Genomic DNA, 22,278 nt, shown 5'->3' with positions numbered 1-22,278 from the left:
TATATCATTTTAAAGTTGATTATAGTAGGCCTGAATTAAGTCTAAAAAATTTTTAATAGAATAAGAGCTAGCAAAAAAATCTGCTGCAGCCTGTGCCCAATAATCATCAGGATCTTGATGATTAGTTCCACCAAGATAAGAAGAAACCATTTGATGTGTCCAGACTGTTCCTGATGTATCTTTTTGCCCTAAAGTGACAGGCAATTTATATTTTTTAAGCATAAAAGCTGTATAGTAGGCTGCATTAGCTGTTTGTCTAGCAAAATCATCCTTATTGTGCTCATGTGTCATTTCAAATTGTAAATAATAAGGATTTCCCTTGGGACCAGCCCCCTGAGCCATATAACTGTCATCAGCAATTTGTAAAATATTATTTTTATCAAGGAAGCTATGAACAAATACCCCAGATGATTTATAATTTTTTTCCATATAGGTTACTTCACTTTGGATAGAAGAACTGTCATTTCCAGTATCATGAATAATAATACCCTTTGGTTTACCACTTGTTCCCAAATAAGATTTTTGGGCAAACTGATGATAGATATTTTTGGTTATTTCGGTATGAGGGTAGTTTAAACTGGCAATATACTGATTGATTGCATTTGTATGTTGAATCTGAAGATGTTTAGCATCAAGGTAGTAAGTGTGTCCCCTTAATTTTACCTTGGCTAAAGTCATTGTTTTTCCTCTTAGATGTGTTAAACGATAGCCTGTCACTTGCACTGTAGTAGTTTGTTTCAATTTATCTGTATTAAAATCAAATAAATGGCAATAGAGTGTTACTGGTGATGTTGGTATAATTGTAGCTGTTTGTGTTATTTCATAAGAATTGGAAACATGAAAACGATGTTGGTAAAGAAAGCCGCTGAATCCAAGTAGGAGAAGCAAAGAAACGATTATCATATGATAGTTAATTTGCTTTTTCTTTTTATAAGGGCGTCTTTGATGACTAGTCAGTTGCTTTTTATATTTTTCTTTTTAACCATATCTATATAATAGCATGATTAACTTAAAAAAACTGAATTATAAATTCTCGTTTAAGAAAGGGATACCAACATTTCTTGTTTTTCAAACGCATTCGTTTATATGTTCTTCTTTTCAGCTGGCAAAAAGAGTTGTGGCTGGCTTGGAACTAAAAACATAAGGATAAGAATAACAACTAAGAAAGTAAGCAAGCCAGCACTGCCATTAACAGTGAAAGAGTACCAAAAAGGGGACATTCCTTTGGGTGCATAACTTCCCCAAAAAAGGAAACCTGCAATATAATGACAGATATATCTGGTGAAGATAGCTATGAATGCACCTAGTGTGGCAAAGATCAAGGCTTTCGGCTTATTTCCGTTTTTCAAGGCCGCTTGAAAGGGTTGTTTAGTTATACCTGCCAGCCCCATACAGAAGAAAGCTAAGATGTATTCAAGAAACACTTGTGAAAGCGCTAGATAATAAACTTTTGCTAAAAGAAAATGCAGTAATCCCCAAAGGAAGCCTGCTAACACTCCAAATTTACTTCCTCTTCTTAAGGCGAATAAGACGAGAGGAATAGCTCCAAAAGAGGGTGTAAACCAACTTGCAAAGTCAGGTATCATTGAAAGAGCCATAGCTAAGGCGGCAATTAGAGCGGTTTCAACTAGGATAACAGCATTTTTAGACATAAAAAAGACCTCCTTGTACAATCCAAGGAGTCCATGTGTGTTCATTTAGTTCATTCATGAAACGAATCACATTCCCACGCTAGTATTAACTAGATCAGGTCCATAGGATTTTGCAAATGCAATCTCAGCTAAGGTTAGCACTCCTTGTGATAGTTTACTTATATTATAAAATGAAAGTGGCAATTGTGTCAAGGTTATTGGTTGCTTGATCCAAATAATTTTTCATAAGTGGATTTTGTATCTTTATTGACAGCGATCTGATTAAGATCAAGTGTATTCTTGAAGCCTTCAATATGGCCTTGAGAGGTGTATTGATGCAGATCATAATTCAGTTTGGTTTTAGGAACTGCTTCAAAGTAGCCCGAGTCAGTACCATAAGTTGGAATCCAGATAGCATCAAATCCTTTTGCTGAAATACTGTGCTCTTCCATAAAATAAGTCCCAATATAAATGCCAACTTTTTCAGCACCAAGGCGTTTTAATTCATCTCGAAAAGCTTTAACTCCCTTGTCCATATTAGGCATTGTCTTTTCTTCAACATCGAGCCAATAGAAAGTTGGATTATAGGGAGATGCATTTTTGTAAAAAGTCTTTGCTTCAGCTTTCATTTTCTTGACGCTGGAGCCACGGACATATGCATAGACAGCTACGGGTACGCCGCGTTTTTGGAACTCTTCAATATGAGTCTTAAACGATTTATCAATTCCGGAACTGTGAGCTGCATTATTTTTTTGGCGATGCCTGAGCCGCCTTGGACGCGGACAATGGCTCCTGAAATGTTTTTTGATAGGGTATCATAGTCAATTTCGCTAGGCAGCTGCCAACCCGAGATATCAACAATCGGATTAAGAGTAAAGGTGTCTCCATCTGAATTTGTTTTAGCTTTCTCTGAATTTTGTTCCGTGGCAGGAATGGCTGCTTGGGCAGCTCTTAATTCTTTTTGTCGGGCATTTTCAACTTGAATATTCCCTAAGATGATAATCAAGGCGAACAAACTAAAGAAAGCTAGAACAAAGACAGGCTTAATTCTTCTTCTCATCTCATTTATTGTAGCGTAAAGTTTTGAAAAAAGCAAAACATGTCTATCTGAGATGTTGAAATGTAGTTTTAAATTGCTATAGTCTTAGTATTGTTACTGTAAGTATGGTAAGGCGAGCTAATAATGTTATATGAAAGATAAACAAAAAGGTAATAGTGGGTCAGGTGATGGTCATCATTTACAGTTACATGAACTTAAAAACATTCAATCATTTAGCCTATTTTATCATCTTGACAGTTTTTGAGCTTTTCGGTAGACTGAAATTATGGAGAAGAAAACCTTAAAGCAAATTAGCCGTATTGCTATTTTATCAGCTTTAGCCATTGTTTTGCGACTTGCCTTTTCAGCTTTGCCCAATATTCAGCCTATCACTGCTATCTTTCTAGTATGTGCCGTTTTTTATGGTTTTTGGGAAAGTTTTTTAATCATGGCTGTAACCATGTTGATTACAAGTTTTTTGCTGGGGTTCGGTCCTTGGGTCTTGGGGCAACTTATCAGCTTTGGTCTAGTTATTTGCCTTTGGAAATTTTGCCTTTATCCTATGACAAAACTTTTTCGATTTGGTAATGTTAATGAGCTTGGTCTGCAGTCTGTTTTGGCAGGGTTAATGGGAATTGTATATGGTATCTTGATTGATACTTATTCTGCTCTCTTATTTTCTACTCCAATTTTAGCCTATATCATAGCAGGAATGACTTTTAATTTAGCTCATGCTATCTCGACTTTGTTCTTTTACCCAATTATATTATCAATCTTTAGGAGGTTATCGTCTCATGCGAAAAATAATTAATGTTATCGTCTTATCACTATCCGTTTTTTTCCTGGTAGCTTGCAGCAATAGCAGTACCGGTAAAAAACAAGTCAATCATCTGAAGAGACTAAGGTCCGATTAATTGTTAAAACGGATTCTAATAAAACCGATGAAAAAGTCGCTTTCAAAAAAGGTGCTACTGTTATGGATGTCTTAAAAAACAACTATAAAGTTAAAGAAAGCGGTGGTTTTATCACTGCTATTGACGGTGTCGCTCAGGATAAAAAAGCAGGCAGGTATTGGATGTTTGATGTTAATGATAAGCTGGCATCAAAAGCTGCTGATAAGGTTAAGGTCAAAAATGGGGATAAAATCGAATTTTATTTGAAAGTTTATAAAGGTAAGAACTAGGCTGCCTAGTTCTTTATTTTTTGTGTTAAATAAGATGCTTACAGTTGAATAAAGATTTACTTTTTTTCTAAAAGTGATATGATATAAAGTATCAAAAAAGAAGGGGAATTTGTTTCGTGACAATCAATAAACTAGAAAGTAGAAATGATAAAGAAGCAATTGCTGAGGAGATTACTATTCTTACCAAACTACTGGACGATGCTACCAAAACAATGGTTGGCAGTGCTAGCTTTGATAAGATTACTCTCTTTAAAAAATTATCAATTGAAGAGAAGCATCAAGAGTTAGAACGTGAAATTGAGCAGTTAACAAATGAAGAAATGGTCGTTGTTTCTCGTTATTTCTCCATTTTACCACTTCTTATCAATATTTCTGAAGATGTTAATTTAGCTTATGAAATCAACTATCAAAACAATAATGATATTGATTATTTAGGGAAATTATCATCCACTATTGAACTTGTTTCTAGTCAAAAAAATGCTCAAGAAATTCTGGAAAATGTTAATGTCGTCCCTGTTCTAACAGCGCATCCAACTCAAGTGCAACGAAAAACGATGCTGGATTTAACTAATCATATTCATGAACTTTTGCGTAAGTATCGTGATGTTAAAGCTGGTTCTATTAACAAGCAAAAATGGTATGACGATATGCGCCGTTATGTTGAGCTCATTATGCAAACAGATATTATTCGTGAAAAGAAATTAAAAGTCACTAATGAAATTACCAATGTCATGGAATACTATAATTCCTCTCTGATTAAGGGCGTTACTAAATTAATTACAGAATACAAGCACTTGGCTCAGCAAAAAGGATTTGATTTAGGAAATGCTAAACCAATTACGATGGGGATGTGGATTGGTGGTGACCGTGATGGGAATCCTTTCGTCACTGCTGAAACTCTGAAAATATCAGCTCTGGTGCAAAATGAAGTGATTTTAAATTATTATATTGACAAAGTTTCAGATCTTTATCGAACATTTTCTCTTTCAACCAGCCTTTCTACTATTAGTAATGCAGTCAAAGAGATGGCAGATCGATCAACAGATGTTTCGATTTACCGAGAAAAAGAACCCTATCGTAAGGCTTTTCATTATATTCAATCAAGATTGCAAGAAACTCTTATTTATTTAAAAAATAGCCGTTTGGAAGAGTTGGAGTCTGAAGGTAGTGCTCAAATCCTTCCTTATCAATCAGCGCAAGAGTTTAGAAATGATTTGCAACTCATCAAAGATTCTCTTTTAGAAAATAACGGTTCTGCTTTTGTTACGGGTGATTTAACAGAATTATTGCAAGCAGTTGATGTTTTTGGCTTCTTTTTAGCTTCTATTGATATGCGACAGGATTCTAGTGTTCACGAAACCTGTGTAGCAGAACTGTTAGCTTCAGCCAATATTGTTGCTAACTATAGCGACTTATCTGAAGAAGAAAAGATTGCTATTCTTCTCAAAGAATTGACTGAAGATCCTCGGATACTGTCTGCAACGCATGTTGAAAAATCGGAAGTATTGCAAAAAGAATTAGCTATTTTCAGAACAGCTAGAAAATTGAAGGATGCTCTGGGAGAAGATGTGATTAAACAACATATCATTTCACATACAGAAAGCATTTCTGATATGTTTGAATTAGCCATCATGCTCAAAGAAGTCGGCTTGGTTGATACAGATAAGGCGCGTGTGCAAATTGTTCCTTTATTTGAGACCATTGAAGACTTGGATAATTCTCGCGAAATCATGAGACAGTATCTCAATTATGATATTGTTAAAAAATGGATTGCAGCCAATCATAATTATCAGGAAATTATGTTGGGTTACTCAGATTCTAACAAGGATGGCGGTTATTTATCGTCTGGCTGGGCGCTCTACAAGGCCCAAAATGAATTGACAGAAATTGGTTCTGATAATGGTGTCAAAATCACCTTTTTCCATGGACGCGGCGGTACTGTTGGACGTGGCGGCGGGCCATCTTATGAAGCTATTACATCACAGCCATTTGGTTCCATCAAGGATCGGATTCGTTTAACGGAACAAGGTGAGGTTATTGGTAATAAATATGGCAATAAGGATGTTGCTTATTACAACCTAGAAATGCTGGTTTCAGCAACTCTTGATCGCATGGTGACAAGAAGGATTGTCAATTCAGATAACTTAGTCAATTATCGTTTAATCATGGATGAAATTGTTGCTGACAGCAATCTCATTTATCGTGATTTAGTTTTCGGAAACGAACATTTCTATGATTATTTCTTCGCAGCTAGTCCAATTCGCGAAGTTTCAAGCTTGAATATTGGCTCCCGTCCGGCAGCTCGTAAGACGATTACAGAGATCAGCGGTTTACGCGCCATTCCTTGGGTATTCTCATGGTCTCAAAATCGCATCATGCTTCCAGGATGGTACGGTGTCGGTTCAGCCTTTAAACATTTTATAGATAAGGATGAAAAGAATTTGGCTAAATTGCAGGAAATGTATCAATCATGGCCTTTCTTCCATTCGTTGTTATCAAATGTTGATATGGTTTTATCCAAATCAAATATGAATATTGCCTTTGAATATGCTAAATTATGTCAGGATGAAGAAACAAAAGAAGTCTTTGCAACTATTTTGGATGAATGGCAATTAACCAAAAATATTATTCTAGCAATTGAAAGTCACAAACAGCTTTTAGAAGATAATAGTTATTTGAAAGCTAGTCTTGATTATCGTTTACCTTACTTCAATGTTTTAAATTATATTCAAATTGAGTTAATTAAACGTCAGCGCCGTGGTGAATTAGGTGAGAATTTAGAAAACCTGATTCACATTACTATTAATGGTGTCGCAACTGGCTTACGAAATTCAGGTTAAACAGAAAAAAGCTCTATAATATCTGTAATGGATGAAATCTGCTTCGGAGATTATAGAGCTTTTTGATTGTACGAAAAATATTAATTTTATATGGGAATGACAGATTTTCTTAATTTTCAGATTTTTCACTTTAAGAGAATAAAAAGTTCATCAGATATATTAATCAGAGAGTGTTAAAAGCAAAGTTTAATAAGGTTTGTTAGAGCTTTCATCAGACTAAAAGTCTGATAGTGTTTTAGTAAAAGCGAACGATTGAGCATTAAACGATAGTCATCGTTTCAGCAGCTTAGAGACTTCAAAATCTAAATCAGTCAGGTATAAAGCGACTTACTCCAGTGATAGTTTAGAAATTCTGTCATATTAGGCAATAAGCAGAAGATACTGTTTATTGCCTAATATGATTCATCAGTTATTTTCTTTGTTTTAACTTTAAAAGATGATATAATGCTAATGTTAAACTTGTAAGATATTTGAGGAAATGTAATGAAAATTGATAAGCGGCATTTGCTAAATTATTCGATATTATTGCCCTATTTAATTTTATCAGTGTTAGGTTTGATTGTTGTTTATTCAACAACTAGTGCTAGCTTAATACAAAATGGTTTAAATCCTTTTCGTTCTGTCATAAATCAGGCTGCCTTTTGGGTTATTAGTTTATTGGCTATCCTTTTTATTTACCGCTTAAAATTAAATTTTTTGAAGAATAGTGGTGTTTTAACTATTATGATGATGATAGAAGTGGTGCTGCTTTTAATTGCGCGTTTTTGGACACAGGAAGTTAATGGTGCTCATGGTTGGATAGTTATTGGTCCCATCAGCTTTCAGCCAGCTGAGTATTTAAAAGTTATTATGGTTTGGTTTTTGGCCTTTACCTTTGCTAGGCGGCAGCAATCTATTGAAATTTATGATTATCAAGCTTTGACCAAACGTAAATGGTGGCCGAAGCAGTTGAGTGATCTAAAGGATTGGCGTTTTTATTCTTTAGTTTTGATTCTTTTAGTTGCAGCACAGCCCGATTTGGGAAATGCGACCATTATTGTTTTAACAGCTATTGTTATGTATTCAGTCAGTGGTGTTGGCTATCGTTGGTTTTCTGCTCTATTAACTGGAATTATTACGTTATCGGCAGTTTTCTTAGGTCTCATCAATATAGTTGGTGTTAAAACGATGAGTAAAGTTCCAGTTTTTGGCTATGTTGCTAAACGCTTTAGTGCTTTTTTCAACCCGTTTAAGGATGTGACAGACTCTGGACACCAGTTGGCTAATTCCTATTATGCTATGAGTAATGGTGGTTGGCTGGGACGTGGTTTGGGCAATTCTATTGAGAAGCGAGGCTATCTTCCGGAGGCACAAACGGATTTTGTCTTTTCAATTGTTATTGAAGAATTAGGACTGATTGGAGCAGGACTCATTTTAGCCTTGATTTTCTTTTTGATTTTGCGTATTCTGCTAGTGGGTGTTAAAGCTAAAAATCCTTTTAACTCCATGATTGCTTTGGGTATTGGTTCTATGATGCTGATGCAGGTATTTGTCAATATTGGTGGAATATCTGGTCTTATTCCTTCAACAGGTGTTACTTTTCCCTTTCTATCACAGGGGGAAACAGTCTTCTTGTTTTGTCAGTAGCTATTGGTTTTGTATTAAATATTGATGCTAATGAAAAACGAGAAGATATCTATCAAGAAGTGGAAGAAGCCGAGCGTGATGATACAGATGTTTTTATCGCCCCTCAATCGCAACAGGAGACTTATGGAGAATAAATCAATTGGATACTTTTTCCGATTTTTTAGTTATAATAAAAAAGCTTCTAATAAATGAAAGGCACTTCTTTAATGGAAATAATTGTTAAATAAGACAAGATAAAAAGTTATAAAATACTTGCATTTTTAACGTAATTTGTTAAAATAGTAAGGTAAAGTTAGACTGTATGCCTACTGTCTATCTATAAAATATATTTTATTGGAGGCTTTTCCTAAATGGCAAAAGAAAAATACGATCGTAGTAAACCACACGTTAACATTGGTACTATCGGACACGTTGACCATGGTAAAACTACCTTAACTGCAGCTATCACAACTGTACTTGCACGTCGTCTTCCAAGTGCAGTAAACCAACCAAAAGATTATTCATCTATTGATGCTGCTCCTGAAGAACGCGAACGCGGTATTACTATCAATACTGCGCACGTTGAGTATGAAACTGAAAAACGTCACTATGCTCACATTGACGCTCCAGGACACGCGGACTATGTTAAAAACATGATCACTGGTGCTGCTCAAATGGATGGTGCTATCCTTGTAGTAGCTTCAACTGATGGACCAATGCCACAAACTCGCGAACACATTCTTCTTTCACGTCAAGTTGGTGTTAAATACCTCATTGTCTTCATGAATAAAGTTGATTTGGTTGACGATGAAGAATTGCTTGAATTGGTTGAAATGGAAATCCGTGATCTTCTTTCAGAATATGATTTCCCAGGTGATGATATTCCAGTTATTCAAGGTTCAGCTCTTAAAGCTCTTGAAGGCGATACTGCTCAAGAAGATATCATCATGGAATTAATGCATACTGTTGATGACTACATTCCAGATCCAGAACGTGATACTGACAAGCCGCTCCTTCTTCCAGTCGAAGATGTTTTCTCAATCACTGGTCGTGGTACTGTTGCTTCAGGACGTATTGATCGTGGTACTGTTAAAGTTAACGATGAAGTTGAAATCGTTGGTATCCGTGATGACATTCAAAAAGCTGTTGTTACTGGTGTTGAAATGTTCCGTAAACAATTGGATGAAGGTATTGCAGGGGATAATGTTGGTGTTCTCCTTCGTGGTATCCAACGTGATGAAATCGAACGTGGTCAAGTTCTTGCTAAACCAGGTTCAATTCACCCACATACTAAATTCAAAGGTGAAGTTTATATCCTTACTAAAGAAGAAGGTGGACGTCATACACCATTCTTCAATAACTATCGTCCACAATTCTACTTCCGTACAACTGACGTAACTGGTTCAATTGAGTTGCCAGCAGGTACTGAAATGGTTATGCCTGGTGATAACGTGACTATTGACGTTGAATTGATCCATCCAATCGCTGTTGAACAAGGTACTACTTTCTCTATCCGTGAAGGTGGACGTACTGTTGGTTCAGGTATCGTTTCAGAAATCGAAGCTTAAGAAATTAAGTTCCCATCTAACAATTATTCGTCAGACAATAATTGTAAAAGAGTCTCGAAAGAGGCTTTTTTTCTATTTTTAATTATAGTATGATTGATAGGAAGAGATGAGGCTGTATTTTCAAACTCTTGATATGAGTGATTAGTATAGGTGTTTCCTAAGGTTTTATTTAACGAAAAGAGTAAAAAGCGCTGTAAATTTTATTAAAAGGGTTGTAGAGATTTTCTCATTATTATAATAGAATTCATAGATAAGTTGTGATATAATAGACAGGTAAAAAATTATAGAAGAGGTATGTGAAATGTCACGTAAACCATTTATCGCTGGTAACTGGAAAATGAATAAAAATCCGCAAGAAGCCCAAGCTTTTGTGGAAGCAGTTGCTTCAAAATTACCTTCAACTGATCTTGTTGAAGCTGGAATTGCTGTTCCTGCTGTTGATTTGACAACTGTTCTTGCAGCCGCTAAAGGTTCTGATTTAAAAATTGCAGCTCAAAATACTTATTTTGAAAATTCAGGAGCTTATACTGGTGAAACAAGTCCGCAAGTTCTTGCTGAAATTGGTACAGATTATGTTGTTATTGGTCACTCGGAACGACGTGACTATTTCCATGAAACAGATGAAGATATCAATAAAAAAGCAAAAGCGATCTTTGCAAATGGCCTTTTGCCAATTATTTGTTGTGGTGAATCGCTTGAAACATACGAATCTGGTAAAGCGGTAGACTTTGTTGGTGCACAGGTTTCAGCAGCGCTTGCTGGCTTGTCAGAAGAACAGGTTGCTTCACTTGTGATTGCCTATGAACCAATCTGGGCAATCGGTACTGGTAAATCAGCTACTCAAGATGATGCTCAAAAAATGTGTAAAGCTGTTCGTGATGTTGTAGCAGCAGATTTCGGTCAAGCAGTTGCTGATAAGGTTCGTGTTCAATATGGTGGCTCTGTTAAACCTGAAAACGTGGCAGCTTATATGGCTTGTCCTGATGTTGATGGCGCTCTTGTTGGTGGTGCTTCACTCGATCCAGAAAGCTTCTTAGCTCTTCTTGACTTTGTCAAATAAGCTGAACAGCTAATTAGAATTGATGATTTTCTGTTTGTATTTTAACTTTTAAACCTGCAAGAAATTCATTTCATATTTAAAAACACTGTTGATAAAAATCAGCAGTGTTTTTTGGTATAACTGTCCATCATATCAAAAAAGGCACCTGATTAAAGGTGCTTCTTTAAGACTGAAGATAAAACTTAGACTGTTTAATGAAAACAGGTTAGCGTCTTAGAATTTTTTTAATCGTATTTAAAAGTCTGTATTTTAAGGGATTTGGATAATAATGGAAGGTTCCCATTTTTCGAACAATATAGCCATTAAAGTTTTGTTTGAAACGAAGAACACCATCTGAACCATCAAAATGTCCTGTAACACCAAGAAGATTATAAAAAGGGATTCCTCTTTTAAGAGCTTCAAGCATCACATGTTCTTGTAAGAGAGCAGGAGCGTAGAATTTATTAAACTCTGGGTAGGAACCAGAAAAAGATAGACTGCTTCTTGAGGTGTATAGATAAATAAACTGCCTGCTAAAATAACATCTTTTTTTCCATATTTGGTGATAAATTCCTGAGCTTCATTTTGACGCGTTGTGAAAGTATCGAATTGGCTAGAAAATTCGCGTAATTGATTCTGTTTTTTTTCAGAATGCGGATTTTTTTCTAAATCAGCTTGCAGTTTAGCAATCTTATCGCCTAATTTACCTTGATCTTTTTGCAAATGTTCAAGATAGTCTTCAAAATTGAGACTAGCAATCATGAATTCAGCTTTGTCTCCAAAACTATCATAAAAATCTTGATAGTAGTCTAGACTTTTATCGCTATATTCTCGGCGATCAGAAGTAGCTGAAGTAATTTCCTTAAAGAGGTTAAGCTCATCACGATTAAGCCGACGAAGTTTAGTGCCAAAAGTTTTGGCTTTTTTTACCAAGGGACGTCCTTTTTTGCTAAAGGATTTTAGCAGTGTTTGTTCGCTAATATCCGATAAATCTTTAACATAGTGCCAATCAGGCTCACCATTAGGATAATCCCTTTGCAAGCCATCAAAACGATAACCGAGATTAGTTAATTGCGAGATAAGTTCTTTTTTTCAGCACTGGTTGCTTGGCCATCACTATCAAAGGTTTGATAGGTGTCATAAGGTTTGATTACTAATTCTAAAGCACCTTTTTCTTTGACATAGTCTTTTAGTTCTCTGTAAAAATCTGTTAGATGCTCATCTCGTGTGACAACTGGTCCACAATTAATTTCAAAGTAGAGACCACCTGTCATTGGCATGTTGTATAAAATAGCAGAAATTTCAATTTCTCCTTTTTCTAACCAAGCAATGTAATCAAGAGCAAATCCTCTTTTGGAAAGAAGCTTTGCCATTTCTAAGGTCTGCATGAAAGACTTTTGATTTGCTTTTTGAGCATGCTTAGCAAAGTCATTTTTAGAGATGTTCTGTAAGGCCATTATGAGTGCTTACTCCTTCGTTTTTTACGTATCGTATAGGCAACATTGGCTAATTTATAAAGCGGACTGACTGGTAAATTAAATTCACCAATAAATTCTTCAATTTCTGGTTTAAATTTTGATTTGAAATTGTAGAGCCCACCAGAGAGATCATTTTCAATACCTCCCATATTTTGCCAGCGATTGCCTCTTTCAAAGGCATGGTTAGCCGTTGCAAACCAAGTATAGATAGCAGCTTGATAACGGCGAAATTCGTCATCCATACCAGCATAGACATTTTCGGATGTTTTACCGAATTCAAGAGATAATGTTCCTGAAAGAGGAACGGTATCTTTACCTTGGGATAAATGCTCTTGCAGAAAGGTAATCTCGTCACTGAGACGTTCGATTTCCTTTTTAGTATTATCAATTTTACTTGGTTTAACATTATCACCAAATTTGGCAAGGTTATTTTGTGCTTTTTCCTTTGACTTTCTAGTTCGGTAAGTCTTTCTTTCAAATTGAGACTAGCTAAAGTAATGAAAGAGTGTTTGGGATAATTGTCTAAGAGTTTGCGGTAGTAATCAATGCCTCTGAGGTGAATGCTTTTGCGATCTTCTGTTTTTTTCATTAAATCGGAGAAGTCTGCCAAAAGTTCATAACCACCAAAGCGAAGGGTAACCCCTTTATTTTTAGCGGTACGAATGGATTGACGTATTTTCTTAGATAAATTAGCTTCAGAGAAATCCTCTGCATAGATATTGGCTTGGAAACGCGGCTGAATAGTTTCTCCCATGTCACTTGTTTGTCCCAGCCATTCACAGCCTAAATGCTTCAAAGTATCAATAATAGTTTGTGCTTGCGGGTTATTGATGGCTTCCTCATCAATTTGATGGTGGTTTAGCAAAATAAAAGGATCAAACTTAATAAATAGGGCTCTTTTTCTTTTGGCAAACTTTTTTAAGGAGGTCAATACAAAGTTCACCAAATCTTTATCTTGATAGTTCATGACGGGACCTCTTGGAATGTAAAACATTGTCATACCAAGAGGTAAAGGTCTGATTAAAATAGAGGCAGAGGCAACAAGTTTGCTGTCTTGATAAAAACCTATTCGCTCATTTCCCCACTCATCTTTAACTTTTGCCCAAGAACTGCTTTGTAGTAGATTGGTTTGACTGCTGTTTTTGATAAAGTTGTCATGTTCTTCTTTTGAAATTCCGATTTTATATGTGTACATTAGTTTAATACCCACTTTTTAATTGCATAGGCGACCCCACTGTTGTCGTTTGATTTTGTGATATACTTAGCCATTTTTTTGAGTTCAGGAATACCATTTTCCATCACAACAGGGCTTCCAACAGCTTCTAGCATAGCACGATCATTTTCCTCATCACCAATAGCCATTGTCTCATCTCTACTAAGTCCTAACTTTTCTGCTAAATGAATGATAGCAGTGCCCTTGCTGACTTTTTTATTCATGATTTCTAAATAAAAGGGTCTTGATTTAACAACTGTGTAGTGTTCATAAAGGCTGGCTGGCAGTTGAGCAATAGCAGTATCTAACACTTCAGGTTCGTCAATCATCATTATTTTCACAATCTCTTTACCAACCATTTCTTCAGGAGTACGATAATAGACTGGCATGTTAACCAGACTTGCTTCATGGACAGTGTATTTACCGATATCACGATTGGCAGTGTAAATACCTTCTTTAGAGATAGCATGCATGTGCACGCCTAATTTGCGACTGAGCAATTCAATATCTAAATAATCATCATAAGTTAACGTTTCTTTAATCAGATCTTCACCAGTTGCGGTATCTTGTACTAAAGCACCGTTAAAAGTAATCACGTAATCTCCTTGATCCTTGAGGTTTAATTTTTCCAGTAAATCGGTTACACCAGCAATGGGGCGTCCTGTTGCAATAACGACCTTGATACCGGCTTTTTTAGCATCTTGGATAGCAGTGTAAACTTCAGGTGTTACTTCACGCTTACTATTAAGTAATGTGCCGTCAATATCGACAGCAACTAATTTAATTGACATACTAGTTCCTAATTTCTAATTACAAATTTCTACAGACTATCTTACTAAAAATTAGCTTATTTGTCATGTTGTGTGGGGATTAATTGATAAAGCAAGCGGAGAAGGAAAGATGGAAAGCAAAATGTTATCAGAAAATTTCCTTCCTATCTTAATTTTATTTCTAAACGATTAGTCCATAAATGATTTTTCTCATATTGTTGCTTGCAATAGTTTTAAAGAAATAAGAGAGATTAGCTTAAGCCTCACTCTCTTGGATTGTAAAAATGCTTATTTTTGATGTAGTGAGAAAACTTTTCTTTAGCTTCGGCAAAAAGATCGTCTTTGATAAGCATCTCCTTGGGAAAGTAGAAGCGACGATCGCCATGTGTAGTGCCAGATAAGGTATGAACGAGAGGTGATAGTGTAGACAGCTCGGCAATGGAGCCATCTTCTTGCAACATTTCAATTTGGGTGCGGGGATTTTGAACATCTGGCTTGTAGACATCATAAGGAAGATCAAAATTAAGGTGAAGAGCAGTATAATAAGTTGGATCAAAACCAAGGTCTTTAACAATTTTTCTTAGTTTTTCTAAATTTGAGAGGTCTTTTTCATCAAAAGTGATTGATTTGAAGACTTTGCGATTGATAAAACGGCTAGCGAGGTCAGATAAGATTTTGTCTGCACTTTGCATCCAAGTTTGAAAATAGGTATTCATGACACCGTCATCCAGATTAAGATAGTCTTCTAGGGTAACCCTATTTTCAAAAAAAGGGATTAAATGGGGCGATGTAACAGTGAAAAATTCTTTTTCTTTGGGATAAAGGTATTTTGCACGTTTAAGTAGATTTTGCAAGAGAACTTCCATAGCACGGCTAGCTGGATGAAAATAAACCTGCATGTACATTTGATAGCGACTGATAATATAATCTTCGACAGCATGCATGCCATCTCTTGAAAAAGCAATACCATTTTCAATTGGACGAATGACGCGTAAGACGCGTGTTAAATCAAATTCGCCATAGCTGGCACCAGTAAAATAAGAATCTCGCAGGAGATAATCCATACGGTCAACATCAATTTGACTAGAAATGAGCTGTTCAACTTGTTTGTTAGCATAGGTATGATTAATAACACTAGCGACCTTGTCAGGAAAATCTGGTGAGACACGCCTTAAAATCGTATTAATCTCTGTTTCAGGACTTAAAATAATCTGCTGAGTAATGGTTTCGTGATTCGTCTCAAACAGCCTCTCAAAAGTATGCGAATAGGCTCCATGTCCGATATCATGCAAAAGAGCTGCGGACATGGTTAAGAGAGATTCGTTACTATCCCAAATGTCTGAGTATTTTTTATCAAAAATATTGGTGACACGTCTGGCAAGATAATAAACACCAAGGCAGTGTGAAAAACGGCTGTGTTCAGCACCATGAAAGGTAAAACTAGATGAACCTAACTGTTTAATGCGACGCAGTCGCTGAAATTCTTTGCTATTGATAAGATCATAAATGAGCTCATCTTCAACAGGTATATAATTGTGAACAGGATCTCGGAATACTTTTTCTTTCATAGCTTTATTATAACAAAATTTCCATGAGATACCGTTTTTTAGGAAGTTTGTAAATAGAAAAAATTTCTTTTATATTTACGGATTTCTAAATTTACATTATAATGAACTAATGGCAAATCATTTAATATTAAATATTATTCAGTTACTTTTGCTCAGTCTGATCACTTGGATAATGGGAACTGTTTTATTACATGCACGACGGCATCAAATTAATTTAAAAGAGAAATTTTTAACAGGGTTTTGGATTGGTTATGTGACAGATCTCTTGGATACTTTAGGAATTGGGACTTTTGCGACAACGACAACGCTTTTTAAAGCGACAAAATTAGTTGAAGATGATCGTAAAATACCTGCCACCATGTCAACTGCCCATGTTATTCCTGTTTTGGTTGAGGCACTTTGTTTTGTGACTATTGTCAAAGTAGATATTGCTACTCTGATTTGTATGGCAGCAGCTTCCTTTACAGGAGCCTTTGTTGGAACGCGGATAACTAAAAATTGGAATACTCAGCAGGTTCAACGTGTTTTGGGAATTTTGCTTATTATTGCTTCTTTAGTGATGGTTTACCGCATGCTGACTAATCCTGGAGCAGGTATTTCCTCGCAGATTCGCGGTCTAAAAGGTATTTGGCTTTTAGTGGGTGTTATTTTTGATTTTATAATTGGCATGTTAATGACTATGGGTTTAGGTAATTATGCGCCAGAATTAATTTTCTTTTCATTGATGGGCATCAATCCTTCCATTGCTCTGCCAGTTATGATGCTGGATGCAGCTATGATTTTAACAGCTAGTTCAATAGCATTTATTAAATCTGATCGTGTTCATTGGCCGGGAACCTTTGGTATCATTATTGGCGGTGTCTTTGGCGTTTTAACAGCAGCTTTCTTCCTCAGTCACTTAGACATTAACAATCTCAAGATTTTAGTTGTCTTTATTGCTCTATTTACAGGCGCGACACTGCTGCGCTCTTCTATCATAAAACGATAGTGTCAGCTAATGATTGGTACAACAGTCAGAATTTAGATATAAATTGTAGGAGAAACATGCAGATTCATTTGAGAAATGACATTGATTTAGATGGTCAAAAAGAAGTAATCGAACAAACCCATCCGGTTGATGTGATCGAGAAAAATGGCTTTTTTTACTTTATTTTTGTCAACGAAGAAAAAGAAAGAGTTGTGATTAAGTGTAATGATCAAGAATTAATTATGACACGCTTTTCAAGTCCAAAATCCGTCTTGCGTTTTCATAGAAAAGTACAAGCCTTGGTGACTATTCCAACGCCTATGGGCGTTCAACATTTTATGACAGAAACCAGTACATTTATTTTTGATAAAACAAATCACTCTATCAAGCTTGACTATGTTCTTAAACAGCCAGATTCAGAATCACAGGATATTTTCGCAAAATATCAATTAGAAGTCACTTGGTTTTAAAGACAGCAAAGGATTTCCATAGACAGTATTTTTTGAGAAAGAGTTCAGCAGCTGGTTATAAAAAAAAACACTTTTATGGGTGACCTTGCTATGGCTCTTAGCTATTGTTTTTCTGTCGAATCATTCTATAACAATACCGTTTGTAATCCAATTTCTGGGAAAATCTTAAAAAGCCAAGCATCGCTTTTTGAAAGGGTAACAGGCTTCTTCAAAATGAGGTATTTTATATTGAAAAGGCCTTTATTTATGGTATAATGAAGATTATCAAGGGAGTAGCTAGCGGTTTTGCCGTGATGTTGTCGTCAATCCGAAACTGTTTTCCGGCAACATATTAAATAGCGAGACTTGTTTAATTATTAAACAGGTCTTTTTCTTTTAAAGACCGAGAAGGAGAATTTATTTTGTTCAAAAAACAAAAAAGGGACAGTTTTTACGTCCAAGATGAAAAAACTGTCTTATCTGGCCTAGAATCTTCTAAGAAGGGATTGACCAGCACTCAAGCTAGACAGCGCTTAGCTGATTATGGCTACAATGAATTGGAAGAAGATGAAAAACGTACTATTTTTGCAAAATTCATTGATCAATTTAAGGATTTGATGATTATCATTTTGCTTGTTGCTGCAGCGCTTTCGGTTATCACTGAAGGAATGGGGGGGCTAACGGATGCCATCATTATTCTAGTTGTTGTTGTTTTAAATGCAGCTTTCGGTGTCTATCAGGAAGGACAGGCAGAAGCAGCCATTGAGGCTTTAAAATCTATGTCTAGTCCACATGCACGTGTTCGGCGTGATGGTCATGTTACTGAAATTGATTCCAAAGAATTAGTACCGGGTGATGTTGTTCTTCTTGAAGCTGGTGATGTGGTTCCGGCAGATATGCGTCTTTTGGAAGCAGCTTCGTTGAAAATTGAAGAGGCAGCCTTAACAGGTGAGTCTGTGCCAGTTGAAAAAAGTGTAACGGTTGCAATTGCATCAGATGCTGGTATTGGTGATCGTTTGAATATGGCCTATCAAAATTCAAATGTTACGTATGGCCGTGGTATGGGTGTTGTGACTAATACTGGTATGTACACAGAAGTCGGCCATATTGCTGGTATGTTGGCTAATGCAGATGAAACAGATACACCATTAAAACAGAGTTTGGATAATCTATCCAAGGTATTGACATATATTATCATTATTATTGCGATTATTACTTGCCTAGTTGGTATCTTTGTTCGTCATGAAGAGCCACTTGAAGGCTTGATGGTTGCTGTTGCTTTGGCTGTCGCTGCCATTCCTGAAGGACTTCCAGCTATTGTAACAGTCGTCCTTTCACTTGGTACGAAAACACTTGCCAAACGTCAGTCCATTGTTCGTAAATTACCAGCTGTGGAAACACTTGGGTCTACTGAAATCATTGCTTCAGATAAAACCGGTACGCTGACCATGAACCAAATGACTGTTGAGAAAGTCTATTATAGTGGTCGCTTAGTTGATGCTAATGATGACATTGACGTTAATAATATGGCTCTTCGTGTTATGAACTTTGCTAATGACAGTAAGGTTGATGCCAATGGTAAATTAATTGGTGATCCTACTGAAACAGCTCTTGTTCAATATGGTTTTGATCATAATTTCGATATTCGCGAAGTACTTAAAGCTGAACCACGTGTCGCTGAATTGCCATTTGATTCTGATCGTAAGCTCATGTCAACGATTCATAAACTTGATGGTGAGAAATATTTGATTGCTGTCAAGGGAGCACCGGATCAATTGCTCAAACGGATGACGCAAATTGAGATAGATGGCACTGTCCGTCCTATCACTGAGGACGATAAAAAAGTCATTCTTGATATGAACAAGTCGCTTGCCAAACAGGCGCTTCGTGTTCTCATGATGGCTTACAAATACGAGTCTGAAATTCCAAAATTAGAAACGGCAGTCGTTGAAAATGATTTAGTCTTTGCTGGTCTTGTGGGGATGATTGACCCAGAGCGTCCAGAAGCGGCCGAAGCTGTTCGTGTGGCTAAAGAAGCCGGTATTCGTCCAATCATGATTACGGGTGACCATCAAGATACGGCTGAAGCCATTGCCAAACGTTTGGGAATTATTGATGATGATGGGATTGATCATGTCTTCACTGGTGCTGAACTCAATGAACTTTCTGATGAAGAATTCCAAAAAGTTTTCAAACAATATTCGGTTTATGCGCGCGTGTCACCGGAGCATAAGGTTCGGATTGTCAAGGCTTGGCAAAATGATGGCAAGATTGTTGCTATGACAGGTGATGGGGTTAATGATGCGCCATCTCTTAAAACGGCTGATATTGGTATTGGTATGGGAATCACAGGTACTGAAGTATCTAAAGGTGCTTCTGATATGGTACTTGCCGATGATAACTTTGCAACTATTATTGTTGCGGTTGAAGAAGGACGTAAGGTTTTCTCCAATATCCAAAAATCAATTCAGTATCTGCTATCTGCCAACATGGCTGAAGTTTTCACGATCTTCTTTGCAACTCTCTTTGGTTGGGACGTGCTTCAACCCGTTCATTTGCTCTGGATTAATTTGGTAACAGACACTCTGCCAGCTATCGCTCTTGGTGTTGAACCTGCTGAGCCTGGTGTCATGACTCATAAACCTCGTGGACGCAAATCAAGCTTCTTCTCGGGTGGTGTTATGGGAGCTATCATTTATCAAGGTATTCTGCAAACCCTTCTTGTACTTGGTGTTTACGGCTGGGCAGTTTTCTTTCCTGAACATGCGACACGTACAGAAATTCATGCAGATGCACTTACCATGGCCTTTGCAACACTTGGTTTGATTCAATTGGTACATGCTTATAATGTCAAATCGGTTTACCAGTCCATTTTTAAGGTTGGCTTCTTTAAAAATAAAACATTTAACTGGGCTTTACCAACCGCTTTGATTATTATGCTTACTACCATTGTCATTCCTGGATTCAATAAATTTTTTCATGTATCTCACCTGTCAGTAACTCAGTGGAGTGTTGTTGTGGGAGGCAGTTTGGCTATGTTTGTTATTGTTGAAATTGTAAAAGCCATTCAACGGGTACTTGGTCAAGATCAAAAAGCAATTTAATAGAAAAAATGACTGGCCATTTTAATGCCAGTCAATTTTTTATGGTTTTGTTTTATGCTAAGCTTTTCATCTTATGGTAAAATATAATAAATTTTATGCTTAGAAAAGAGAGATATGACTCAGATTTTTGCTCATAGAGGAAGTAAGGTTGATTGTCCGGAAAACACACTTGCTGCTTTTAAAAAGGCGATTCAGGTGGGGTGTGATGGCATTGAGATAGATGTTCACCGAACAAAAGACAATCACCTTGTTGTTATTCATGATGAAGCAGTTGATCGAACCAGCAATGGCTATGGATTGGTCAGAAAACTGACATTAAAGCAAATAAGAATGCTTGATGCTGGTTCTTGGTTTCATCCAGCTTATTTTTGTGAGAAAATTCCAACCTTAGAAGAAGTCTTAGATTTTTTGGAGGAGCATGGTTTTCAGGGAACTCTCAATCTTGAAATCAAAACGAATAGATATCCTTATCCTAAAATTGAAAAGCAAATTGCACAAACTATGCAGGCTAAAAAACGTTCTTTTTCGCATATCTATTCTAGTTTTAATCTTTTTAGTTTATATGTCATGAGGAAACATGATCCTAAGGCTGAGTTAGCTTATTTAATGAAATGTCATCCTTTTCATTTTTGGTTGGCACAACAGTTAAAATTTGTTAAGACTGTCCATTCACACAGTTCTTTTTATGAAAATCAAGTGACTAAAAGAAAAATAAAAAACATTTCGGCTTTGGACGGTTAATAATGCTGATGACATGAAAAGATTCTTTTTGTCTGGGATAGAAGGAATTATAACAGATAAACCAGAAGAAGCTATTAAACTCAGAAAATCTTTACAAATTAAAAAGGAGTGAGGGAAGTACCTATAATCGTTATCTGATCATGGGTATCTTCCTCATTTTTTAACAGTCAAAAATCGTCATGGAATGGGAAAATTCCTTGGCTAGATGGTCCCTTTTATAAGTCTGATAATCAGATAAATGTTTAACAGCATTATAACGTTTACTGAGATTCCAGCTGCCTGAAGGATTGTATTGGGGATGCTGATTAACAAAATCAATGGTCAAATCCCATTCACGGATATAGCCTAGAGGCCTTGAGTGGTAAACAACACCGTCTAGTTTGACATCACCAAAACTTCTATGAGCATGGCCAAAGGTAACATCTTTAATTTGGTGCTGAACAAAAAGCGGATGAAATTTTTGGCTTCCTAAGAAAGCATTAAAAGGTGCAAATCGTGGATGAGTCATCAGGAACTCTTGATGGGGAACAAAATGCATAGCTACAATAAGTCTTTGGCTTGGTAAAGAATATAGAATTTGATTTAGTTTTATAAGTGACTCCTGTGTAATTGTCAGATCATCTTTGAGGCGTTGCAGGCGTCGATCAAACCAAAAGGTCTTTTTAAGACTGTCAATTTTTGTCCGTTTTTGATTGGAAAAAGAGTAGTCATACCAAGCATGGAAAGCTAATAGAAAGGCCGATCCAATTTGGTGAACTTGAAAATCAGAAGCTTGAATGGCTTCTTCATCTAGATCTAACATATCATGGTTTCCTAAATTATAGGTTACCTTGACGTCTTTTTCAAGTTCTTCAATAAAAGGAAGTGTAACATCGTAAAAATGATTAGAAATATCTCCTGCCAGATGAAGATGGTCAATCCTTTGTTGGTGCAGAACCTGTTTGAGCGTTTCAATTTCTAAAGTCCCAAAGTGATTAAGATCAATATGCAAATCACTCATAATTGCAAGTTTAGTCATAGCTTCATTGTAGCAGAAGTAAGTGAAAATTGCTTTAAAGAAGTTTTTGGCTATTGCCATATAAG

General features: G+C 36.3%; 12 protein-coding genes, 6 pseudogenes and 1 riboswitch. Of the genes and pseudogenes, 10 read left to right on the top strand and 8 right to left on the bottom strand.

Annotated features, from left to right (window positions below; genetic code table 11):
- Positions 1 to 9: 9 nt before the first annotated feature.
- The 3 genes and pseudogenes from SRT_RS06915 to SRT_RS06905 form a co-directional block, all read right to left on the bottom strand.
- On the bottom strand, positions 10 to 903 hold the full coding sequence (locus SRT_RS06915) for a peptidoglycan recognition protein family protein (protein ID WP_373276250.1): 894 nt from the start codon (positions 901 to 903) through the stop codon (positions 10 to 12).
- Between the two features lie 179 nt (positions 904 to 1,082).
- The gene (gene thiT, locus SRT_RS06910; protein WP_161940038.1) at positions 1,083 to 1,652 is read right to left on the bottom strand and encodes an energy-coupled thiamine transporter ThiT; all 570 of its coding nucleotides are present in this window, start codon (positions 1,650 to 1,652) and stop codon (positions 1,083 to 1,085) included.
- 54 nt (positions 1,653 to 1,706) lie between these two features.
- Positions 1,707 to 1,807: riboswitch (TPP riboswitch) on the bottom strand.
- 39 nt (positions 1,808 to 1,846) lie between these two features.
- Positions 1,847 to 2,691: pseudogene (locus tag SRT_RS06905) on the bottom strand (glycoside hydrolase family 25 protein).
- Positions 2,692 to 2,956: 265 nt separating this feature from the next.
- Between SRT_RS06905 and SRT_RS06900 the strand changes: the two are divergent.
- The 6 genes and pseudogenes from SRT_RS06900 (at position 2,957) to tpiA (ending at position 10,926) form a co-directional block, all read left to right on the top strand.
- Positions 2,957 to 3,481, top strand: coding sequence for an ECF transporter S component (locus SRT_RS06900; RefSeq protein ID WP_128833541.1), 525 nt, complete (start codon positions 2,957 to 2,959; stop codon positions 3,479 to 3,481).
- Positions 3,465 to 3,853 (top strand): annotated as a pseudogene (locus SRT_RS06895) (DUF4430 domain-containing protein). The gene SRT_RS06900 and the pseudogene SRT_RS06895 overlap by 17 nt, the downstream one beginning before the upstream one ends.
- Before the next feature lie 116 nt (positions 3,854 to 3,969).
- Positions 3,970 to 6,693 (top strand): phosphoenolpyruvate carboxylase, encoded by a 2,724-nt coding sequence (gene ppc, locus SRT_RS06890; protein ID WP_128833540.1) that lies wholly within the window; start codon positions 3,970 to 3,972, stop codon positions 6,691 to 6,693.
- Positions 6,694 to 7,176: 483 nt separating this feature from the next.
- Positions 7,177 to 8,453, top strand: a pseudogene (gene ftsW, locus SRT_RS06885) (cell division peptidoglycan polymerase FtsW).
- Between the two features lie 216 nt (positions 8,454 to 8,669).
- A complete protein-coding gene (tuf, locus tag SRT_RS06880; protein WP_002263314.1) occupies positions 8,670 to 9,866 on the top strand; it encodes an elongation factor Tu in 1,197 nt (398 codons plus the stop codon).
- Between the two features lie 301 nt (positions 9,867 to 10,167).
- Positions 10,168 to 10,926: a triose-phosphate isomerase gene (tpiA, locus tag SRT_RS06875; RefSeq protein WP_128833539.1), complete on the top strand. Its 759-nt coding sequence runs from the start codon at positions 10,168 to 10,170 to the stop codon at positions 10,924 to 10,926.
- Positions 10,927 to 11,131: 205 nt separating this feature from the next.
- On the opposite strand, the pseudogene SRT_RS06870 reads toward tpiA, so the two are convergent.
- The 4 genes and pseudogenes from SRT_RS06870 to SRT_RS06855 all read right to left on the bottom strand — a co-directional run bounded on the left by SRT_RS06870 (position 11,132) and on the right by SRT_RS06855 (position 15,934).
- Positions 11,132 to 12,362 (bottom strand): annotated as a pseudogene (locus SRT_RS06870) (aminoacyltransferase).
- Positions 12,362 to 13,578 (bottom strand): annotated as a pseudogene (locus SRT_RS06865) (aminoacyltransferase). The pseudogenes SRT_RS06870 and SRT_RS06865 overlap by 1 nt, the downstream one beginning before the upstream one ends.
- On the bottom strand, positions 13,578 to 14,387 hold the full coding sequence (gene yidA / locus SRT_RS06860; protein ID WP_128833538.1) for a sugar-phosphatase: 810 nt from the start codon (positions 14,385 to 14,387) through the stop codon (positions 13,578 to 13,580). Before yidA ends, SRT_RS06865 begins: the two are co-directional and overlap by 1 nt.
- Positions 14,388 to 14,629: 242 nt before the next feature.
- On the bottom strand, positions 14,630 to 15,934 hold the full coding sequence (locus SRT_RS06855) for an HD domain-containing protein (protein ID WP_128833537.1): 1,305 nt from the start codon (positions 15,932 to 15,934) through the stop codon (positions 14,630 to 14,632).
- 109 nt (positions 15,935 to 16,043) lie between these two features.
- Here SRT_RS06855 and SRT_RS06850 point away from each other — a divergent pair, with 109 nt between their 5' ends.
- The 4 genes and pseudogenes from SRT_RS06850 to SRT_RS06830 all read left to right on the top strand — a co-directional run bounded on the left by SRT_RS06850 (position 16,044) and on the right by SRT_RS06830 (position 21,307).
- Positions 16,044 to 16,922: a sulfite exporter TauE/SafE family protein gene (locus SRT_RS06850; protein ID WP_128833536.1), complete on the top strand. Its 879-nt coding sequence runs from the start codon at positions 16,044 to 16,046 to the stop codon at positions 16,920 to 16,922.
- A 56-nt stretch (positions 16,923 to 16,978) separates the two neighbouring features.
- Positions 16,979 to 17,371, top strand: coding sequence for a YwiB family protein (locus SRT_RS06845; RefSeq protein WP_128833535.1), 393 nt, complete (start codon positions 16,979 to 16,981; stop codon positions 17,369 to 17,371).
- A gap of 401 nt (positions 17,372 to 17,772) precedes the next feature.
- Positions 17,773 to 20,454 carry a cation-translocating P-type ATPase gene (locus SRT_RS06835; protein WP_128833533.1) on the top strand — a complete coding sequence of 894 codons (2,682 nt, stop codon included), beginning with the start codon at positions 17,773 to 17,775 and terminating at the stop codon, positions 20,452 to 20,454.
- A gap of 114 nt (positions 20,455 to 20,568) precedes the next feature.
- Positions 20,569 to 21,307: pseudogene (locus SRT_RS06830) on the top strand (glycerophosphodiester phosphodiesterase).
- Positions 21,308 to 21,355: 48 nt separating this feature from the next.
- Here SRT_RS06830 and SRT_RS06825 read toward each other — a convergent pair.
- Positions 21,356 to 22,213, bottom strand: a complete 858-nt coding sequence (locus tag SRT_RS06825) for a metallophosphoesterase (protein WP_161940037.1) — start codon at positions 22,211 to 22,213, stop codon at positions 21,356 to 21,358.
- Positions 22,214 to 22,278: the final 65 nt, after the last annotated feature.

Origin of the sequence: Streptococcus troglodytae, from assembly GCF_002355215.1 — a bacterium.
GTDB lineage: Bacteria > Bacillota > Bacilli > Lactobacillales > Streptococcaceae > Streptococcus > Streptococcus troglodytae.
This window is presented reverse-complemented; position numbering and strand designations above follow the sequence as displayed.